Here is an 18,163-nt window from a genome sequence, read left to right as displayed (position 1 = left end):
CCGTTTACGGAAGAGGTGAGAAAATGGCAATTACAAGATTTGCAGCAATTGATGTGGGGTCTTATCATGTATCCATGGATATCTACGAAATTTCACCCAAAGCGGGAATCCGTCAGATTGATGAGGTCAGAAGCCGGTTGGAAATCGGGCGGGATACCTACGGAACAGGTAAAATAGGATATGATTCCACCCAGGAGCTGTGTGCAGTGCTCCGGGATTTTGCCGGTATCATGCAGGAATACCAGGTGGATGCCTACCGTGCCTGTGCCACCAGTACGCTGCAGGAGGCGAAAAATGTCTGGATCGTGCTGGACCAGGTATACCAGAAAACAGGTATTAATGTGGAGATACTGAGCAATTCAGAGCAGAGATTTTACGGCTACAAATCACTGGCAGCCAAGGAAGCGGCTTTTACAAAGATCATCCAGAAGGGAACCGCTATCATTGAGATAGGCGGCGGAAATGTACAGATCTCCCTGTTCGACAAGGACTCGCTGGTGACTACCCAGAACTTTAAGATGGGCAGCCTGCGTATCCGGGAACGGCTGATCCCGGTGGAAAAGGAGACCGTGTACTATGAGCATCTGGTGGAGGAACTGATCCACAATGATATTCTCAGTTTTAAAAAGCTGCATCTGAAGGAGCGGAAAATTGACAATATTATTCTTCTGGGGGATGTATTTATGGAGACGCTCCTGAAGAAAAAGAATAGTATGGAGGAGAACAGGACTGTCAGCCGTGACGCATTTATGCAGGTATATGAAGGGATCGTCCATAAATCTCCGGAACAGGCGGCTGTGGAACTGGGGATATCCCTGGAATTTGCCACTATTCTGGTGCCTACCCTGATCATCTGCAGGGTGTTCATTGATGAGATGGGAGCAGAGACTTTATGGCTTCCCGGCACCCAGTTAAATGACGGTGTTTCCTATGATCATGCCCAGAAGCAGAAGCTTATCAAAAGTACCCATAATTTTGAAAATGACATACTGGTATCTGCCAGGAATATAGCAAAGCGGTACATGAGCAACAAGAACCATACCCAGGCGGTCGCTCAGGCAGCAACCATTATTTTTGACAGTATGAAGAAGGTGCACGGCATGGGCAGCAGGGAGAAGTTGCTGCTGCAGATCGCAGTGATCCTCCATGACTGCGGGAAATATATCAGTATGAGTAATGCGGCGGAGTGCTCCTATGCGATCATTATGTCCACGGAGATCATCGGCCTGTCCCATATGGAGCGGGAGGTGATCGCAAGTGTGGTGCGGTTTAATTCAGAGCCTTTTAAGTATTACGGGGAGGCGGATTCCAAGAGCGCCATTGACCGTGACACTTATATACTGATCGGTAAGCTGACAGCAATTTTAAGGGTTGCCAATGCTCTGGACCGCAGCCACAAACAGAAAGTGGAGGAGATCAAGGCTGCAGTCAGGGAGAAAGAGCTGATACTGACCATTGACACACAGGAAGATCTGACGCTGGAGGAAGGGCTTCTGACGGAAAAGGCAGATTTCTTTGAAGAGGTATTCAGCATCCGCCCGAGACTGCGGCGAAAGAAGAGAAGATAGGGGGCATCAGGATGGATTTAAAAGAGTATATAAAACCGGAATACTACTGGAACAGGGAATTGAGCTGGATCAAATTTAACGAGAGAGTCCTCTCTGAGGCCAGGGACAAAAGTCTGCCTCTGTTTGAGAGGCTGAAATTTTTAAGTATCACGGCCTCCAATCTGGATGAGTTTTTCATGATTCGGGTTGCTTCCCTGAAAGATATGGTACATGCAAAATACACGAAGCCGGATATTGCCGGTATGACACCCAAGGACCAGTTAAAAGAGCTGTCTGTTGTGACAAAGGAACTGGTGGAGGCACAGTACAATACTTACAACCGTTCTCTTCTGCCTGCGCTGAAAAAGGTAGGGCTTTACGTGGTGGAGAGGCATGAGGATTTGACGGAGGAACAGCAGAAATATGTGGACCGTTATTTTGAGGACAGTGTGTATCCGGTCCTCACACCTATGGCGATGGATTCGGCCAGGCCCTTTCCGCTCATCAGAAACAAGACGCTGAATATTGGCGCCCTGATATCCAAAAAGGATAAAAAAGGCAGAGAGGAACTGGAGTTTGCCACAGTCCAGGTACCATCCGTGCTGCCCAGGATCGTCATGCTGCCTGAGGATAAGAAAGGGAATCCTGTGGTGATCCTCCTGGAGCAGGTGATCGAGCGGAATATTGGCAAGCTGTTTCTGAGCAACCAGGTGGCCTGCACCTGCCCGTACCGGATCATGAGAAATGCGGATCTGACCATTGACGAGGACGAAGCGGCAGACCTTTTAAAGGAAATCCAGAAACAGCTGAAAAAGCGCCAGTGGGGCGAAGTGATCCGGCTGGAAGTGGAAGACAAGATGGATGAAAGGCTTTTGAATATCCTCAAAATGGAGTTTGAGATCAAGGAGGAGGATATCTTCCAGATCAATGGGCCGCTGGATCTGACTTTCCTTATGAAGATGTATGGAATGGACGGGTTTGAGGAGTACAGGAACAAGCCTTACACACCGGCCCCGGTACCGGCTATGATGACGGACGAGGATATTTTTACCCAGATCAGAAGAGGGGATATTCTGCTGCACCATCCGTTTATGACGTTTCAGCCTGTGGTGGATTTTGTGCGGCAGGCAGCCAAGGACCCGGATGTGCTGGCTATCAAGCAGACGTTGTACCGGGTGAGCGGCAATTCGCCTATTATCGCGGCGCTGGCCCAGGCTGCGGAGAACGGCAAGCAGGTGACCGTTCTGGTGGAGCTGAAAGCCCGTTTTGACGAGGAGAATAATATTGTCTGGGCAAAGATGCTTGAGAAGGCAGGGTGCCATGTGATCTATGGACTTTTGGGACTCAAGACGCACAGCAAGATCACCTTGGTGGTGCGCAGGGAGGAAAATGGTATCCGCAGATATGTGCATCTGGGAACTGGAAATTATAATGATTCCACCGCGAAGCTGTATACAGACTGCGGTATCCTCACCTGTTCCGCCAGAATCGGGGAGGATGCCACAGCGGTATTTAATATGCTCTCCGGTTATTCGGAGCCGAGGACTTGGAATAAGCTGGTGGTGGCGCCAATCTGGATGCGTGACCGTTTCCTGCATCAGATCGGGATGGAGCGGGAATACGCGCTGAAAGGACGGAAGGCCAGAATTGTGGCGAAGATGAATTCTCTCTGTGACAGGGATATTATTGCGGCCCTGTATGCAGCCAGCGCAGCAGGGGTGAAGATTGACCTGATCGTGCGGGGAATCTGCTGTTTGAAGACCGGAATACCGGGAGTCAGTGAAAATATTACCGTGCGCTCTATTGTGGGGAATTTTCTGGAGCACAGCAGGATATTTTATTTCTACAGTGACGGGCATGAGGACGTCTTTATGGGAAGCGCAGACTGGATGCCCAGGAACCTGGACAAGAGAGTGGAGATCGTATTTCCTGTGGAGGATGAACGGCTGAAAGAGGAAGTGAAGCATATTCTGGAGATGCAGCTTGCGGATAATGTGAAGGCCCATGTGCTGCAGGCAGATGGCAGGTATGAGAAGATTGATAAAAGAGGGAAGGTGCTTTTGAATTCTCAGGATTATTTCTGTTTCGAGGCATGGGAACGGGTTAGTGTGCCGGAGAGTGCCGCGGATCAGAGAGTGTTTGTGCCTGCGGAGGCGCCGGAGGATTAGCGGGCCGGGTCAGGGCGCAGGCCGGATGGGGGAGTAATAAGGGGAAGGCTGGAAGCGTTAAGAGTTGTGGGAATAGGAACCGCTGTACGGGAAGCCGGGGATTTCCGTATGGCGGTTTGTTGTTGGGCTGCGCGCCGTAGGGCTTCTGCTGCCGGGCGGTACATTTGTGGATGGTGCATTTGTATAGGATGGCCACGGGGATCTGCGAAACTTTTGTTGTTTTGGGTAATAAAAAAGATTTCAGTGATTGGACTGAAATCTTTTTTAGCAGTTCGTAGGGGAATCGAACCCCTGTTTCCGCCGTGAGAGGGCGGCGTCTTAACCGCTTGACCAACGAACCATGTGTGTTTTGTTTTGATGCTTTTCAGTTATAGCTTAGTGAATGAGCAGTTCGTAGGGGAATCGAACCCCTGTTTCCGCCGTGAGAGGGCGGCGTCTTAACCGCTTGACCAACGAACCGTATGTGTGCTTTGTTTTGATGCTTTTCAGTTATAGCTTAGCGAATGAGCAGTTCGTAGGGGAATCGAACCCCTGTTTCCGCCGTGAGAGGGCGGCGTCTTAACCGCTTGACCAACGAACCGTATTGTGTTTCTTGTTTCGCATGACGCTAGATTATGATACTACACATTTTAACAAAATGCAAGCTTTTTTTAGCAAAAATGTTAAAAATATTTGAGGCAGGAAGGCGGACAAAAAGAGATGGGAAAGGATGGGGGTGAGCTGGATCAAGGATGATAGGTGAAGTGATGGATGATTGGGTGGATATTGTATCTTTGGGATAGGTTTGCTATACTGGGAGGGAGAAGGAAAGGGGCGTTGGGGAGTGATGGGAGAGGAGAAATGGGTTATGAAGGATATGATAGATCTGCATGTGCATTCTAATGCCTCTGATGGAACTTTTTCGCCGGGGGAGATTGTGGAATATGCGGTGGAGAAGGGGCTGCGGGCGGTTGCGCTTACGGACCATGATACGACGGACGGGATTGAGGAGGCTGTGGCGGCGGCAGTGGGAACGACTTTGGAGGTGATTCCGGGGATTGAGATCTCTACTACATGGTGGGGAAAGGATATTCATATTGTCGGGCTGGGGATTGACTGGAGGAATGCCCGGTTCCAGGAGGAATTGCTGCGGTTTCAGCAGTCCAGGGATTCGCGGAATTTGATGATGATGGAACGTTTGAGGGAACTTGGGATGGAGGTTACCTATGAAAGGATGATGGAGGAGTTTCCGGAGAGTGTTTGGACCAGGGCGCATTTTGCACGGTTTCTTTTGGAAAGAGGATATGTCAGCTCTATCAAGGAGGCTTTTGACAGGTTTCTGGGGGATCATGCTTCCTGTTATGTGCCCAGGGAAAAGGTTACGCCGTTTCAGGGGATTCAGCTTATCCATGAGGGCGGCGGAAAGGCTGTCTTTGCCCACCCGGTCTTGTGCAGGCTTTCGGATGGGAATCTGGAGAAGATGACGGCGGAGATGAAGAAGGCAGGGCTTGACGGATTGGAGGCCTTTTATTCTACTTACCGCCCGGCTGAGGAGGGGGCTGTGATAAGGCTGGCGAAGCGTCTTTCCCTGGGGCTTTCCGGCGGCAGTGATTTTCATGGGGCCAATAAGCCGAATATAGATTTAGGATGCGGCTGGGGAAATTTGAAGATTCCTTATTCGGTATGGGAAAGGCTGAAGGAAAAGTAAGTGTGGGATCGTGTTCTACAGATTGTTGGAATGAGAGACGCAGAAAAAGACAGAATAATGGATTGACAATATTTTTTAATTCCTTTACACTATATAAAGTAAAAGTGAAATGTGAGTCTGCTTCGGCAGACTCTTTGTTATGATGATAGAAAGCCTGCAGTGAACTGGCGGAGCGTGGTTTCTATTATTTTGGCATAAGAAGTTCCATGATGGGATAAAAACACGAAGGAAAGGAAGTCTTATATGACACAAACTAACGTACAAGAAAATAAAATGGGGGTCGTACCGGTTCCGAAGCTTTTGTTTCAGATGTCGCTGCCTATGATTTTGTCTATGCTGGTACAGGCATTGTATAATGTAGTGGATAGTATTTTCGTGGCACAGATCAATGAGAATGCGCTGACAGCCGTCTCCCTGGTTTTTCCGGTGCAGAGCCTTATGATCTCTATAGCTGTGGGTACCGGAGTGGGTGTAAATGCAGTGTTGTCCAGGAGTCTCGGTGAGCGGGACGGCAGGATGGCGGATGAATCAGCGAAAAATGGTATTTTTCTGGCATTTGTGAGCTGTGTTGTCTTTGCGGTGCTGGGTGTACTGCTGGCAAAACCTTTTTTCCATATGCAGACTGCTGATGTGCAGATCAGGGAATACGGGATCCAGTATATGACGATCATTTCAGCGCTCTGTATTGCCGTGTATATGCAGGTAATGTTTGAGAGGCTGCTGCAGTCTACAGGACGTACTTTTTACACCATGATCTCCCAGGGGCTGGGTGCTGTTGTCAATATTATATTTGACCCTATTATGATCTTCGGCCTTTTCGGATTTCCTAAGATGGGAGTTGCGGGAGCGGCTGCGGCTACGGTTCTGGGACAGTTCTGCGGAATGTTTCTGGCAATGTTTTTTAATATTAAGTTTAATAAGGATATCCATATCGGTATGCGGCATTTCAGGCCGTCAGGCCGGATCATCAAAGTGATCTATTCGGTTGGTGTGCCTTCTATTATCATGCAGGCCATTGGATCGGTCATGACATTTGGAATGAACAAGATCCTGATCCAGTTTACATCCACGGCTACAGCGGTATTTGGTGTGTATTTCAAGCTTAACAGTTTTATTTTTATGCCTGTCTTCGGACTGAATAATGGTATGGTGCCTATTGTTGCCTTTAACTATGGGGCAGGGGATAAAAAGAGGATCACCCAGACGATCCATATCAGTATTATTTCTGCGGTTGTTATTATGTTTCTGGGGCTTGCCCTGTTTATGATCTTTCCGGCACAGCTTCTGGGTATGTTCAATGCATCGAAGGATATGCTGGCGATCGGTGTTCCTGCTCTTAGGATCATCTGTCTCAGTTTCCTGTTTGCAGGGTTTTGTATCATCGTAGGCTCTGTGTTCCAGGCTTTGGGTAACGGTGTGTACAGTTTGATCATCTCTGCCACCAGACAGCTTCTGATCATTCTTCCGGCAGCAGCCATTCTGGCAAAGGTGGGTGGATTGTCAGCCGTATGGTGGTCTATTCCCATCGCGGAGATCGCATCTGTGGTGCTGAGTGCTTATTTTTACAGAAAGATTTACAGGGAGAAGATTGCGTCCCTTGGCAAAAATAAGAGATAAATCATAAAAAAGGAACAGAAACGGTTTGTGGTGGATCGTTTTCTGTTCCTTTTTTAGTGGGTCAGGTTTCCAGTTTTTGTTCCAGGATGTAGAAGGAAAGTCTTAAGATCAGGCGCTCTCTGCTGTCCTCGAAATCAATACCCGCTATTTTGCGGATACGGTCCAGACGGTAGAAGAGGGTGCTGCGGTGGATGTACAGCTCATTTGCGGTCTGGAGGATATTGCGTTCCAGTTCCAGATAGACTTTTACGGTGTGGTATAGATCGGTCTTGTTTTTATCATCGTATTTTTTCAGAAGGAGCAGCTTTTCGGAACAGAGGAGCTGGGGCGGGATCTCTTGCCTGCCTTTTTTCAGAAGATATTCCAGCAGATAGTCATCAAATCGGTAGCACCAGGTCATGCTGTCACTTTTTCGCCCCAGGTCCAGTGCTGCGCTGGCCTGGATATATCCCTGGGGAACCAGCATAAAATCATGGATCTCCGAGCTGGCTCCCATTTTCAGAAGGCCTTCCCGCATGAGGATGGCCAGGCTGCTGATCACTTCGGAGGCGGAACTGTGCCCGTAAGACAGGTTGACGACCACAGCTATACTATGCCTGTAAAGGAAAGCATGGCCGGAGGGGATCTGGGTTTCTATATGCCCCAGTGTGGCAGCCGCGGACAGCATATTGATATCTCTCTGCTCTGTCTCCAGACGCAGGCAGAGATACCGGTCGTTCTGCTTCCAGTGCAGGAAATAAAGATAATTGAGAATGCGCTGGTTGTCCCCGATGGTGCCGTCCAGATATTCATTGAAAAAACGGTCCATGTCATTGCCCATGCTCAGGGAAAAGAGACTTTTGTGTTTGATAGCCAGTTCTATAAAGTGTCCGAGATATTCCAGGGCCAGATAATTGCCCTTCTGCAATTCACTCTGTATTTCATCCACGCAGATGCGGCCTTCATAGCGGCTGCCGTTCCAGAGATTGACGTAGAGGATCCGGTAACCCCGCTGTTCAGCAGAGAACAGGTCAGGCGCTTTTTTACTGAGCGTGTCCAAATATTCGGTGTCTGCCTTAAAGTCATGGATCAGGCTTAAAGGCACCATGTTGTGCCCTGTTCTGGAATCCCGTTCCCAGACAGTCATGCCCTGCACATATCTTGGGCAGGAAAGTATGTAAAAATCAGTGTTGTGGATAAACATGGGATTGCCGAAAATATCAAGGCTTGCCAGAAGCATTTCATCCAGAGGATGCTCGCTGTTCAGGGCATACTGCAGGTGTGTGTCCCACTGCCTGTATTTTGCAAAGGTTTCCTGCACCATCTCAAAGGCATCCAGGAAATCCGGGCTGTTCTTCAGCTCAATGACGGGACAGCTTTGGTGGAAACAGGTGATATCCGTATGTCCCACACAAATAAAGCCGATGTTTTTATATTCCGGGAAGGTGTTATCCACATCCCTGCTCTGCAGAAGATAGACATACCGGGGATTCAGGCTCTTTCCCCTTTTATAGAGGCGGATGCCTTCCAGACAGGGGCGGTCGTTTTGGGCATAGAAAGTGATAGTTTGGTAATGTGCGGTAAAGGCGTCCGCTAATATCTGCATGTTCAGCCGGAACAGACGGCTTTTCTCTTCCCGGTTTAAAGATAATTCTGTCAAGAATGGATTCTCCTTTCGGCTTTTCGCTGTCTACAGTATACCATTTACGGATGAATGGCGTAAAGTCTTTGAAACGTATAGAAATAAGCGGAAACGGGAAGTCTTTTCCCGTTTCCGCTTCGCCGTCCGCCGGTCAGACAGCACTGTTCTCTCTGTTGTAGGCTTCGATCTCGTCGGCTATGATCTCGTCTGTTCGGGGATAAATAGTACCTGCAAGGCCGTAAGTCATACAGGGGATGAAATGACCGCCCGGGCCGTAGGTGCTGCAGGCTCTGCGCACGTCCGCCCGGATCTCTTCTTCCGTGGCATCCTCCCGGTCTATGGTGGCATCAATACCGCCCATGAGAATCATACGGCCGTCAAGCTGTTTCTGCAGTTTTAAAATATCATTTTCCGGCAGAACTCCCTGCCATACATCCACACCGATCTCTGCCATGTCCTCAACGATGGGTTCCAGGAACGAGTCTGCATGGTGCATGACTAAAACGCCGTGGTCGTGCATATATCCGTAGATACGGCGGTAATGCTCTTTGAAAAATTCTCTCCAGATGTCAGGCTGCATGAACAGGCTGGTTTTGGAGCCCCAGTCATCATGTGAGAGGATGATATCCGGGTGCAGATTATCAACAAGCAGTTTGGCATACCGGAAACGGTACTCTGCAATGGCATCCACCAGCTCCTTCATGGATTCCGGTTCCAGCAGCAGGTTCATAAGGGCATCCTCAAAGCCCATGAGAAAATGGCTCTGCTCAAAGATTCCGGTTCCCATGAAGCCAAGCACCAGTTTTTCACTGCGGTCTACCTGGGCCGCCGATTGAAGGGCGTCCTCCCATCCGTCGCTGCAGTTGGCAGCCAGATCAGGTACCTTTACGGATTTCTGCCATTCGGTCACATCCGGGCATACTTTGTTGGATTCCGTAACGTGCGGCATGGGGCCGGGGGCGTCCTCGGGGAAGAGGATCTCAGTTCCCCACTTATCCACGGAAGTTTTGCCTCTTACCCGGTTTCCTCTGGTGAATTTCTGTAAGGGGTCATTCATGATCGGTACAAAGGGCTGGTACTGGTTGACCAGACGGTCCGGTTTTCCGTCCTTTTTTAAAGTTTCCAGAAAGTTTTCTTTGGGTGTCAGCATTTTGATTCCTCCAATTCTGCATATTTTATTCTGCTGTAACGGTACAGTTCGTCGGCCAGATTTACTGCACGGTCAGGCTTTTCATCTTTTAAGCGGCAGGCAAAGCGGCCTGTCATAGCCAGTTCATCTACTTTTTTGTGTATATCCGCAACCGCGTCCTCGTCGCTCATGTCTGCGGGGATGATATACAGAGTGCACTGTGCCAGGTCTTTTCCGTATTCCTTCATGATAGCTGCTTTGTCATTGGCACTGTCCTGTCCCTCCCAGGCATCAAATCCCGCCTCGATCATGAGAGGCATCAGTGTTTTAATGCACCCGCAGGAGTGGAGGCAGATGTGCATTCCCATATCGTGGGCTGCTTTGGTGACTTTTTTGTACTGGGGGACAAACAGCTCCTCATAGGTGGAGGGTGAGAAAAAGGTGCTGATCTGGGTGCCCATGTCATCGTGGAAGAGGATCATATCCGCGTGATAAACCTCATGTGCGATCTTGATCAGTTCTATATGCCAGTCCGCCAGTTTGTCGTAAAATGCCGTAAGCTCGTCAGGCTCCTCAAGGAGGGCGCAGAAGGCATCCTCAAAGCTGATAAGATCAGCCGTTCTTTCAAAAAATCCGTTTACAATGACAAAGTAGGAAAAGCGGTCTTCGGCAATCCGTCCTTTGTAGTTTTCTTCAAAGTCTTTCTTCCAGTCTATGGCGGATAAATCGGGAAATTCCAGTTCTTCCCGCCATTTTGTAATATCAGACAGTCTGCGGGTGCCTGGCTTTACCATGGCAGCCTTTGTGTTAGGCTCATATTCCCATTCAATACCAAACCAGTCCGTACCGCCGAAATTGCGGGCCTTTGCATCAGGCATGACCAGGGGCTGAATGGCATTGTTGTCAAGGGTCTGGTTGGGGACCCAAAGGGGCATTCTACCGTCCAGCATGCGGAGCATATTTTCTTTTGGGGTGATGGGACGGTTGTATTTAGGTACAATACTGTCCGGTGCACCGTAAATTCCGGGCATGTTGTATTCACCTATGATCTCCAGTTCTTTTTCATCAAATTTCATTTCCTGATTCCCTCCTGTCAATTGTTATTTCTTGCGGCGATCTCTGCGGAATACTGTTCTACTTTCTCTTTTGTCAGGCAAAAGCCGAAGAGAAGAAGTACAGCGGCCACGATGAGAGCCAGTGCCGGTATGATCATAAATGCCATGCAGATTCCCTTTTTCAGCTCTACGGATGCCATTGCAGCGTCAATACTCGGGTCAAAGGCAGCGAAGGCAAGGCAGGCGGAGATGATAATACCTCTTGTCATGACGCCCACCTTCAGAGGTACATTTTGAAGGCCGCTGATCCATCCGGTGGCGTTTTTCCCTGTTTTCCACTCAGAGTAGATGATGGTATCTGCATAGAGGGCAGGGGTACATGCGTATGCAATGCCGTATCCGAACTGTGCCACAGACATAAGGATAATGACCAGGGTTACGTTGGCATAGGTAAAGTTGGCTGCGATCAGGATGACCGCCATAGCGAAAAAGGTGACAATGGTAGTCGATCTGGTGGAAATCTTTTTCGCCATATTTTTTGCCAGGTAGGAGCCAATGACACACAGGATATTGGAGATCAGGATGTACCTTGCCAGCAGACCGGAATCTTGTGCCACATATGTAAAATAGTAGATGGCGACACCGGAGCATACAAAGTTAAACATCCATTTGGCCAGGTCTGCAAGCAGTAAAGAGAGGAGGGGCGGGTTCTGTAAAAGAGCTTTGACCAGATCCATGCCTCCTGTTTTTGTAGTGTCTTTTTTTGCTGTGGTGCTGCTTGCGGCGGCTTCTGTTTCTTCGTAGCCGTCAAACATTTTAAAGTGTGTGAAATAGAGCACTGCCATGATACAGCCCAGTACAAAAGCAGTTGCTCCGTACTGGCTTTTCTCTCCGATCATGCCTGCAAAGAGAGCTGCCAGAGGCGGTCCCACATAGGAGAAGATAACCTTTGAAAAGTTGGCCCATGCAGCTCTGGTGGAAGCCAGATGTGCCCTGTCGTCCGGTGTTTTTCCGGCTACGGCGATCATGGATACATTGGCTACATAGGGGAAGTTCCATACAATATGGCTGACAACGGCAGCTATGATAATGATCGCTATGGAAAGAGGCCCGTCACCGATCTTTAAAAACTGGAACGCGTAGAGAAAAGGTACCAGCCACGGCAGAAGGATCAGCCAGGAACGGTAACGGCCCCATTTTTTCGGTTTGATGCTGTTTAAGATGGCTCCGTATATCCAGGACAGGAGGGCATCAATGATGCTCGCGGTGGTGGTTATAAAGGAGACGGTGGCAAGTCCGAATTGCGCCAGATTGGTGAGGAAAAAGTTAAAATAATAACTCTCCACATTGGTCATCAGGGTAAAGCCGCAGTCACCCACGCCGTAGAACAGCTTCAGCGCCTTGCTCAGTCCCTTTTTGCCGGGTTTTTCAGTGTCAGGATTGGTTTTACTACTCATCTGAATCTCTCCCTTCGTTTTGGACATCGTGCGCACTTGCCCATTCCTACTTTTTGTTCAGATACCGGTATGCTGTAATAAATTCATAAAACAAGTATATAACAGGTCACGGTTTGCGTAAATCCGCACAGGGTTCCATTTGCGGAAAATAGATTCCTACTTTTTGTAGCATATGGGGTGATCAAAATGACGAAAGTTTTTTGGGGCTTTACAAACAAAAAAATACCTGTATATAATGATAATGGCAGCAGTCCTGCACTTTGTACTTTATAATACTGAGGAAAAACTATGCAGATATATAATTATGATACCAAGCTCCTGTTAAATATGCAGATCCTTGTGGATAATCTGGAGGATGATTATAATATTACCTTCTTTCGCAGATGGCATGATGAACAGCGGCTAACCGGCGCCGGTATATATTATGGGCAGAAGGAATTGTCTCCCCAATTGGTCTATGTGGCAAAAGGGGAGATATTCGACCAATACCCAATTACAGAAAACGGTATAAGCCGGATCATGGTCGGAAAATCAAAAGAGGACGTGGATTCAATATTGTGCTCTGTGATCGAAATAGACGAATCGGGATGCTGGGAAAGCATCTTTAATTATATACAGGAAATTTTTATCCGCTATGCATCATGGTCCCAGAAGCTGGAGGATATTCTAAACAGCGGCGGAGGGCTGCATGAATTATGCGTTTCCGCTATGGATTTTTTTCAAAATCCACTCTATATCCATGATAATACGTTTCATGTTCTTGCTATGCCTACATGGGTTGTGGGCATGGGAAATATTCAGGTGGATGAAAATTCGGGTAACATATTCTTTTCTCAGGAAAAGATAGAAAAGCTGCAGAATAGTCCCGAATACATACAAACACTTTCCACAAGAGGGGCAAATATATGGGAACCCATATACGGAACGCATCGCATGCTTTATGCAAATATCTGGACAAGCAATGATATTTATTGCGGGCGTTTTTTGCTCCATGAACTTAACCGTTCCATTAAACCGGGTGATTTCCTTATGGTCAATTATTTTGCCACATTCCTGCGAATGGCGTTTGACCGAAATCTTTTTAAACGAAATGATGTAACCTCTTTTGAGAAAATTATTATCAAACTGATCAAAGGCGAGCCTGTAGAACAACCATATTTAGTAAAACGTCTGGAAATGCTGGGCTGGAAGCTTACAAATGAATATATCTGTTTAAAGTTAGAAATACAAAAGGACAGCAAAGAGATTCTCAGACACCAGAAAATCTGCAGTTCTGTGAATATAATATTAAAAGATGCCCTGTCTATATCAGTAGAAAACGGAGCCTTTTCCATCTGTAATCTTTCTTTATCTCAATATACCCGTAATGAGCTTGCAATGAAATTAGACAGCCTATGCAGAGAGATGGACCTGATCATTGGATGCAGTAATCACTTTCATGATTTTACGGAGATTAGGGAGTACAGCAGGCAGGCAGAAAAAGCGATTTTGTTGAGTTTACAGAGAAATAGTATGGGGAATTTTTTCTGCTTTTCTGAATATGTGCTGGATTATATTATAGGTCATTTTACAGAAGAGTTCAGTATTCGTTCCATATGTTCGGATTCCATCATGGCCCTGGATCAAATTGACCATGAGAAAGGGACCGAATATATCGAAACACTTACCTGTTATTTGAAGCATGGCTGCAATCAGACCCCTACCGCCAATGAATTATATATACATCGAAGTACGTTGATGTACCGGCTGGAACGCATTCAAAAACTAACGGGGATCAATCTGGAAGACCCTGATACCAGGCTTTTTATAGAAATTTCCATGCGCCTGCTGGGTTATATTACATAAATAAGCCGAAAAAATAAAGAGTAACAGTTTTTTTTCCTGTTACCCTTTATTTTTTTGCTTCCTTTCCTTCCGCATTTTGCGGAAATTTAAGGAGTATTTTAAAAAATCGGCGGATTTACATATCCTCCTGTCAAAGATATAATTCTTTTATAAAATTTTAGTATGTGGAGGTAAAGATATGGCGATTCCTTTTAGTACAAATGAACTTGCTATAGTGGAAATCTCAAAAGCATTCCGCGATGCCAGCGTTCCTGTATTTCATTATCCCGTCACCATGAGAGAGGCCTGGAGACGTATGGCCATTGATAAAAAACCGGTCTGGTTGTGCACCGGTGTGGAGGCCTTCAGTTTTTATCCGGATGTAATTCCTGACAATCGTGCAAGAGGCTGTGTCAATGACGGCGGATGCCGTATTACAGAGGAAGAAAAGGGCGGAACAGACATGTTTGGCATAGAGTGGATCTATGTTCCTGTGGCTGAAGGATCTATGGAAAAGCCGGGCTGCCCACATTTGTTTGAAGACGCCAATGACTGGGGATCATCTGTAAAATGGCCGGATATAGATTCCTGGGATTGGGAGGGGAGTAAAAAATTAAACGAAGAATTTTTGAAAAACAGCCAGTTCAGGTACATAACATTTCTAAATGGTTTTGGTTTTGAACGTCTGATTTCTTTCATGGGGTTTGAGGCAGCTGCAATGGCGCTGGTTGACGAGGAACAACAGGATGCTTTAAAGGGCCTATTTGACAGACTTTCTGATCTGTATTGCAGAATCGTGGATAAATGTTGTGAGGCATACGATATTGATGGGTTTATGGTTCATGATGACTGGGGAACACAGAGAGCGCCGTTTTTTTCTTTTGAAACAGGCAGGAATCTGCTTGTACCATATATGAAAAAAGTAACAGACCATATCCATTCCAAAGGAAAAGTGGCGGAACTGCACAGCTGTGGGTGTAATGAGATGCAGATAGAAAACTATATTGCTGCGGGATGGGATATCTGGGGGCCTATGAGCAATATTAATGACACACAGAAACTCTTTGAAAAATATGGAGATAAAATCATCCTGGGGGTAACACCGGATATTTATGATCCGGAGAAAGATTCCGAAGAAACTATCCGTCAAAAAGCAGATGCATTTGTTCAAAAGTTTTGTTGTGACCCTAATAAGATATGTATTATCAACCGTTACTTTGGACCATATCTGCAAAGAACATACGCAGAAGAACTTTATAAGGCTTCCCGCCTTATATATGAAAACAACTAAGACGATTTAGGAGGGGTGGATATGGGTGAAGCGATCCGCATTTTTGTAACATTAGTAATGATTGTCATGATATTGGTGATCGTGGCCAGAAAATATTATACGGCTACTGCTTTTCTAGGCATTGGTTTTGTGGTTCTGCTGGTAACAACTTTGGTGACCGGACAGAGCGCAATCGCTGAGGGAGGTTCAGGCAATGCCCTTGTGGACGTATTTGAAGTGATGGCAAATGCCATTACAACGTCCCTTGGTTCTACCGGTCTTGTTATTATGGTAGTTATGGGATATGTAGGCTATATGACGCATATAAAGGCCGCAGAACTATTCAGTATTGTAGTGGCAGGACCTCTTCGTAAAATAAAACATTCTGAAATACTGATTTTTGCGACCTTTGTATTGGTTGTGATCGTTAAGCTTGCGATACCTTCAAGCTCAAGTGAGGTTTCTCTTTTGATCGCCACGGTATTTCCGGTTCTGATCGCGGTGGGGATCAGCAAAGAGACTTCGGCAGCCCTTCTGATGGTTGCGACGGCCATTGTGTGGGGACCATCCAATACACTGGCTCTGACCGCATTCAATGGCGCAGGGCTTGAAAATATCTCAATTCCTGTTTATTTTGTAACAAAAGAAATACTGCCTGTAATCTGTATGATCATAGTGGGGACCATTGTATTTATCCTTGTAAATAAATATTTTGATAAAAAAGAAGGTGTGTTGGTAAGCCGTTCGGAACTTCCGGAATTAAAGGATGTAAAAGAACTGGGAATCCCCAAATTCTATGCAATTTTTCCGGTACTTCCTGTTTTGCTGGTCATTATCTTCAGCCCTATAGTACAAAAATACATTACAATCTCAGTAGTAGCCGCCAACTTTATGTCCTTCCTGCTGGTTATGGTAATCGAGATCATTCGGAAACACAATATCCGTCAGACTTTTGATGACTCCAAAGCTCTTTTTGAGGGGATGGGCAAAGCTTTTGTCAGTGTAGTATCAATCCTTATCGGTATCAATGTATTCTCTGCCGCACTGAATCAGGTAGGGGGGCTGAAAATACTGGCCGGTGCCTTTGCAAGTGCAGGAGGGGGAACGATCACCATTGCTGTTATCGGTGCGGCGGCAGCTTTTATTCTGATTGGCATCGGAAGTTCTATCAGCGGAACGCTTCCTTTGTTTTCCTCTCTGTATGCAGCTTTTGCGGCTTCAGAGGGTGAACTGGTCAATATGGTACGCATTCTGATCTTCGGAGGAAGTCTGGCAAGTGCTGTCAATCCGATCGCACCTACTACCATGATCGTCAGCGGCGGCTGTAACGTGCCGATCACTACGATCATCAAAAGGACGATCATCCCTGCATTAGCCTGTCTGCTCACTGAAATCATTGTCTGCATTTTGATTCCGTAATGAAACACTGCAGAACTGGAATTTGGGAGGTAAAGTGTTATGGATACAGAAATTCTGATTACATTGATCATTCTCCTTTGTGCAGTGCTGTTTTATTCTACATCATGGATGAATGTGACTGCGACATCCCTTCTTATTCTGGCAGCCCTTTATCTTTCCGGGATCGTGACTGTTTCAGAACTATTTATCAATCTGGTGAACGGCTCTACTCTTTTAGTGATTTTTATGTTTGTTATCAGCGGTTCTCTCTTAAAATCCGGTGCGTCTGCGCTGATTGGAAAATGGCTGGTGTGGAAGGCTAAGACCGAAAAGCAGATTGTCATGCGCCTGTTATTGCTGTCTATGCTCTTGTCAGCCTTTTTCAGCAATATGGCAACTGCTGTTGTGGTGGCTGCCTTTGCGGCCGGCATAGCAGAATCGCATAAAGATTATCATCTTCCGAAAATGACCATGAGTATTGCAGTGGGGAGTATTCTTGGAGGGATGCTCACTATGATCGGAGTTTCCGGAAATGTTATGGTGAAAACATTTCTGGAAGAGTCCGGAGCAGGGAGTGTGGGATTTTGGGATTTCGGAAAAATCGGACTCCCGTTGTGTATTGCAGGTTATCTTTACATGTATTTTGCCGGTTATCGGCTGTCACCAGCCAAATCTGCCAATGACACGTATATAGTTCATACGGAACATCAGGAAGATACTTACAGTAAGGGACCATGTTTTTTTACTCTGTTTGTTTTTGGGATGGTTATTATTTGCATGATGCTGGAAAATGTGATCCATCTGCCCATTCATATGACCGCTTTTTTCGGAAGCCTGATACTGATCGTAAGCAGGACAATTACCGAGAAGGAGGCTTTTTCATATGTGAATTGGCCGACTACACTTATGTTTGCAAGCCTTTTGACTCTTGGAAGCGCAATTTCCAAGTCTGGAGCAGCTTCCTTGATCTCAAAGAATTTTTTGGGATTATTTGGTGAAGGGACAAATAAAATGTTCATTCTAAGTATATTCTTTGTTATGATCGTTATCATAACGCAATTTATGTCCAATGGAGCCACTGCGGCTGTTTTCTATCCAATCGGTCTGTCAGTTGCGCAGCAGCTGCATGTCAGTCCTGTAGCAACACTGATGATGGTTTGTGTGGCTGCAGGGAGCTCTTTCGCAACGCCCATGGCGACTCCGCTGAATGCATATTTAATGTCTGTCTCCGGCTGCGGTTTTTTGGACTATCTTAAAGTGGGAATTCCCTTATTAGTCCTGACAACCACAATCTGCGTAGTTTTGTGCCCGGTAATTTGGAGAATAGTTTGAATGATTCATATTATGGAGCCTGACTTTCGTATTCTGCTTTTGACAGCATACCTTGTAA

12 protein-coding genes and 3 tRNA genes are annotated in these 18,163 nt (G+C 46.6%); 8 read left to right on the top strand and 7 right to left on the bottom strand.

All coding sequences use genetic code 11. From position 1 onward, the window contains the following. The first annotated feature begins 23 nt into the window (after window positions 1-23). Both A4V09_RS12085 and A4V09_RS12080 read left to right on the top strand, forming a co-directional pair. Window positions 24-1,568 (top strand): Ppx/GppA phosphatase family protein, encoded by a 1,545-nt coding sequence (locus A4V09_RS12085; protein WP_065542574.1) that lies wholly within the window; start codon window positions 24-26, stop codon window positions 1,566-1,568. An 11-nt stretch (window positions 1,569-1,579) separates the two neighbouring features. Then, the gene (locus A4V09_RS12080) at window positions 1,580-3,715 is read left to right on the top strand and encodes an RNA degradosome polyphosphate kinase (RefSeq protein ID WP_065542573.1); all 2,136 of its coding nucleotides are present in this window, start codon (window positions 1,580-1,582) and stop codon (window positions 3,713-3,715) included. Between the two features lie 268 nt (window positions 3,716-3,983). On the opposite strand, the gene A4V09_RS12075 is transcribed toward A4V09_RS12080, so the two are convergent. The 3 genes from A4V09_RS12075 to A4V09_RS12065 all read right to left on the bottom strand — a co-directional run bounded on the left by A4V09_RS12075 (window position 3,984) and on the right by A4V09_RS12065 (window position 4,295). Further along, a tRNA-Glu gene (locus A4V09_RS12075) sits at window positions 3,984-4,055 on the bottom strand. Between the two features lie 47 nt (window positions 4,056-4,102). After that, window positions 4,103-4,174 (bottom strand) — tRNA-Glu (locus A4V09_RS12070). A gap of 49 nt (window positions 4,175-4,223) precedes the next feature. Next, window positions 4,224-4,295 (bottom strand) — tRNA-Glu (locus A4V09_RS12065). A 267-nt stretch (window positions 4,296-4,562) separates the two neighbouring features. Between A4V09_RS12065 and A4V09_RS12060 the strand changes: the two genes are divergently transcribed. Both A4V09_RS12060 and A4V09_RS12055 read left to right on the top strand, forming a co-directional pair. After that, window positions 4,563-5,402: a PHP domain-containing protein gene (locus A4V09_RS12060; RefSeq protein WP_065542572.1), complete on the top strand. Its 840-nt coding sequence runs from the start codon at window positions 4,563-4,565 to the stop codon at window positions 5,400-5,402. Window positions 5,403-5,645: 243 nt separating this feature from the next. Beyond that, a complete protein-coding gene (locus A4V09_RS12055) occupies window positions 5,646-7,019 on the top strand; it encodes an MATE family efflux transporter (RefSeq protein ID WP_065542571.1) in 1,374 nt (457 codons plus the stop codon). Between the two features lie 61 nt (window positions 7,020-7,080). On the opposite strand, the gene A4V09_RS12050 is transcribed toward A4V09_RS12055, so the two are convergent. From A4V09_RS12050 to A4V09_RS12035, 4 genes are all read right to left on the bottom strand, one after another. Continuing rightward, the gene (locus A4V09_RS12050; RefSeq protein ID WP_065542570.1) at window positions 7,081-8,658 is read right to left on the bottom strand and encodes a PucR family transcriptional regulator; all 1,578 of its coding nucleotides are present in this window, start codon (window positions 8,656-8,658) and stop codon (window positions 7,081-7,083) included. Between the two features lie 133 nt (window positions 8,659-8,791). Beyond that, window positions 8,792-9,790 carry a uroporphyrinogen decarboxylase family protein gene (locus A4V09_RS12045; RefSeq protein ID WP_065542569.1) on the bottom strand — a complete coding sequence of 333 codons (999 nt, stop codon included), beginning with the start codon at window positions 9,788-9,790 and terminating at the stop codon, window positions 8,792-8,794. After that, entirely contained in the window at window positions 9,784-10,845 is a 1,062-nt protein-coding gene (locus A4V09_RS12040) for a uroporphyrinogen decarboxylase family protein (RefSeq protein WP_065542568.1), read from the bottom strand. The genes A4V09_RS12045 and A4V09_RS12040 overlap by 7 nt, the downstream gene beginning before the upstream one ends. A 17-nt stretch (window positions 10,846-10,862) precedes the next feature. Next, entirely contained in the window at window positions 10,863-12,281 is a 1,419-nt protein-coding gene (locus A4V09_RS12035) for an MFS transporter (RefSeq protein WP_065542567.1), read from the bottom strand. A gap of 288 nt (window positions 12,282-12,569) precedes the next feature. On the opposite strand from A4V09_RS12035, the gene A4V09_RS12030 reads away from it, so the two are divergent. From A4V09_RS12030 to A4V09_RS12015, 4 genes are all read left to right on the top strand, one after another. Beyond that, window positions 12,570-14,126 carry a PucR family transcriptional regulator gene (locus A4V09_RS12030; RefSeq protein WP_065542566.1) on the top strand — a complete coding sequence of 519 codons (1,557 nt, stop codon included), beginning with the start codon at window positions 12,570-12,572 and terminating at the stop codon, window positions 14,124-14,126. 178 nt (window positions 14,127-14,304) lie between these two features. Continuing rightward, on the top strand, window positions 14,305-15,396 hold the full coding sequence (locus A4V09_RS12025; protein ID WP_065542565.1) for a uroporphyrinogen decarboxylase/cobalamine-independent methonine synthase family protein: 1,092 nt from the start codon (window positions 14,305-14,307) through the stop codon (window positions 15,394-15,396). A gap of 21 nt (window positions 15,397-15,417) precedes the next feature. Then, window positions 15,418-16,794, top strand: coding sequence for a C4-dicarboxylate transporter DcuC (dcuC, locus tag A4V09_RS12020; RefSeq protein WP_065542564.1), 1,377 nt, complete (start codon window positions 15,418-15,420; stop codon window positions 16,792-16,794). A gap of 39 nt (window positions 16,795-16,833) precedes the next feature. After that, the gene (locus tag A4V09_RS12015; RefSeq protein ID WP_065542563.1) at window positions 16,834-18,105 is read left to right on the top strand and encodes an SLC13 family permease; all 1,272 of its coding nucleotides are present in this window, start codon (window positions 16,834-16,836) and stop codon (window positions 18,103-18,105) included. Window positions 18,106-18,163: the final 58 nt, after the last annotated feature.

This window comes from Blautia pseudococcoides, from assembly GCF_001689125.2.
Taxonomy (GTDB): domain Bacteria; phylum Bacillota; class Clostridia; order Lachnospirales; family Lachnospiraceae; genus Blautia; species Blautia pseudococcoides.
The sequence above is the reverse complement of the archived record's forward strand: the minus strand, read 5'-3'. Positions and strand labels throughout refer to the sequence as shown.

What these genes read in the sequence shown, in the direction of transcription:
- A4V09_RS12085 (WP_065542574.1), top strand. Translation starts at nt 24, where the DNA reads ATGGCAATTACAAGATTTGCAGCAATTGATGTGGGGTCTTATCATGTA.
- A4V09_RS12080 (WP_065542573.1), top strand. Translation starts at nt 1,580, where the DNA reads ATGGATTTAAAAGAGTATATAAAACCGGAATACTACTGGAACAGGGAA.
- A4V09_RS12060 (WP_065542572.1), top strand. Translation starts at nt 4,563, where the DNA reads ATGAAGGATATGATAGATCTGCATGTGCATTCTAATGCCTCTGATGGA.
- A4V09_RS12055 (WP_065542571.1), top strand. Translation starts at nt 5,646, where the DNA reads ATGACACAAACTAACGTACAAGAAAATAAAATGGGGGTCGTACCGGTT.
- A4V09_RS12045 (WP_065542569.1), bottom strand. Translation starts at nt 9,790, where the DNA reads ATGCTGACACCCAAAGAAAACTTTCTGGAAACTTTAAAAAAGGACGGA.
- A4V09_RS12040 (WP_065542568.1), bottom strand. Translation starts at nt 10,845, where the DNA reads ATGAAATTTGATGAAAAAGAACTGGAGATCATAGGTGAATACAACATG.
- A4V09_RS12035 (WP_065542567.1), bottom strand. Translation starts at nt 12,281, where the DNA reads ATGAGTAGTAAAACCAATCCTGACACTGAAAAACCCGGCAAAAAGGGA.
- A4V09_RS12030 (WP_065542566.1), top strand. Translation starts at nt 12,570, where the DNA reads ATGCAGATATATAATTATGATACCAAGCTCCTGTTAAATATGCAGATC.
- A4V09_RS12025 (WP_065542565.1), top strand. Translation starts at nt 14,305, where the DNA reads ATGGCGATTCCTTTTAGTACAAATGAACTTGCTATAGTGGAAATCTCA.
- dcuC (WP_065542564.1), top strand. Translation starts at nt 15,418, where the DNA reads ATGGGTGAAGCGATCCGCATTTTTGTAACATTAGTAATGATTGTCATG.
- A4V09_RS12015 (WP_065542563.1), top strand. Translation starts at nt 16,834, where the DNA reads ATGGATACAGAAATTCTGATTACATTGATCATTCTCCTTTGTGCAGTG.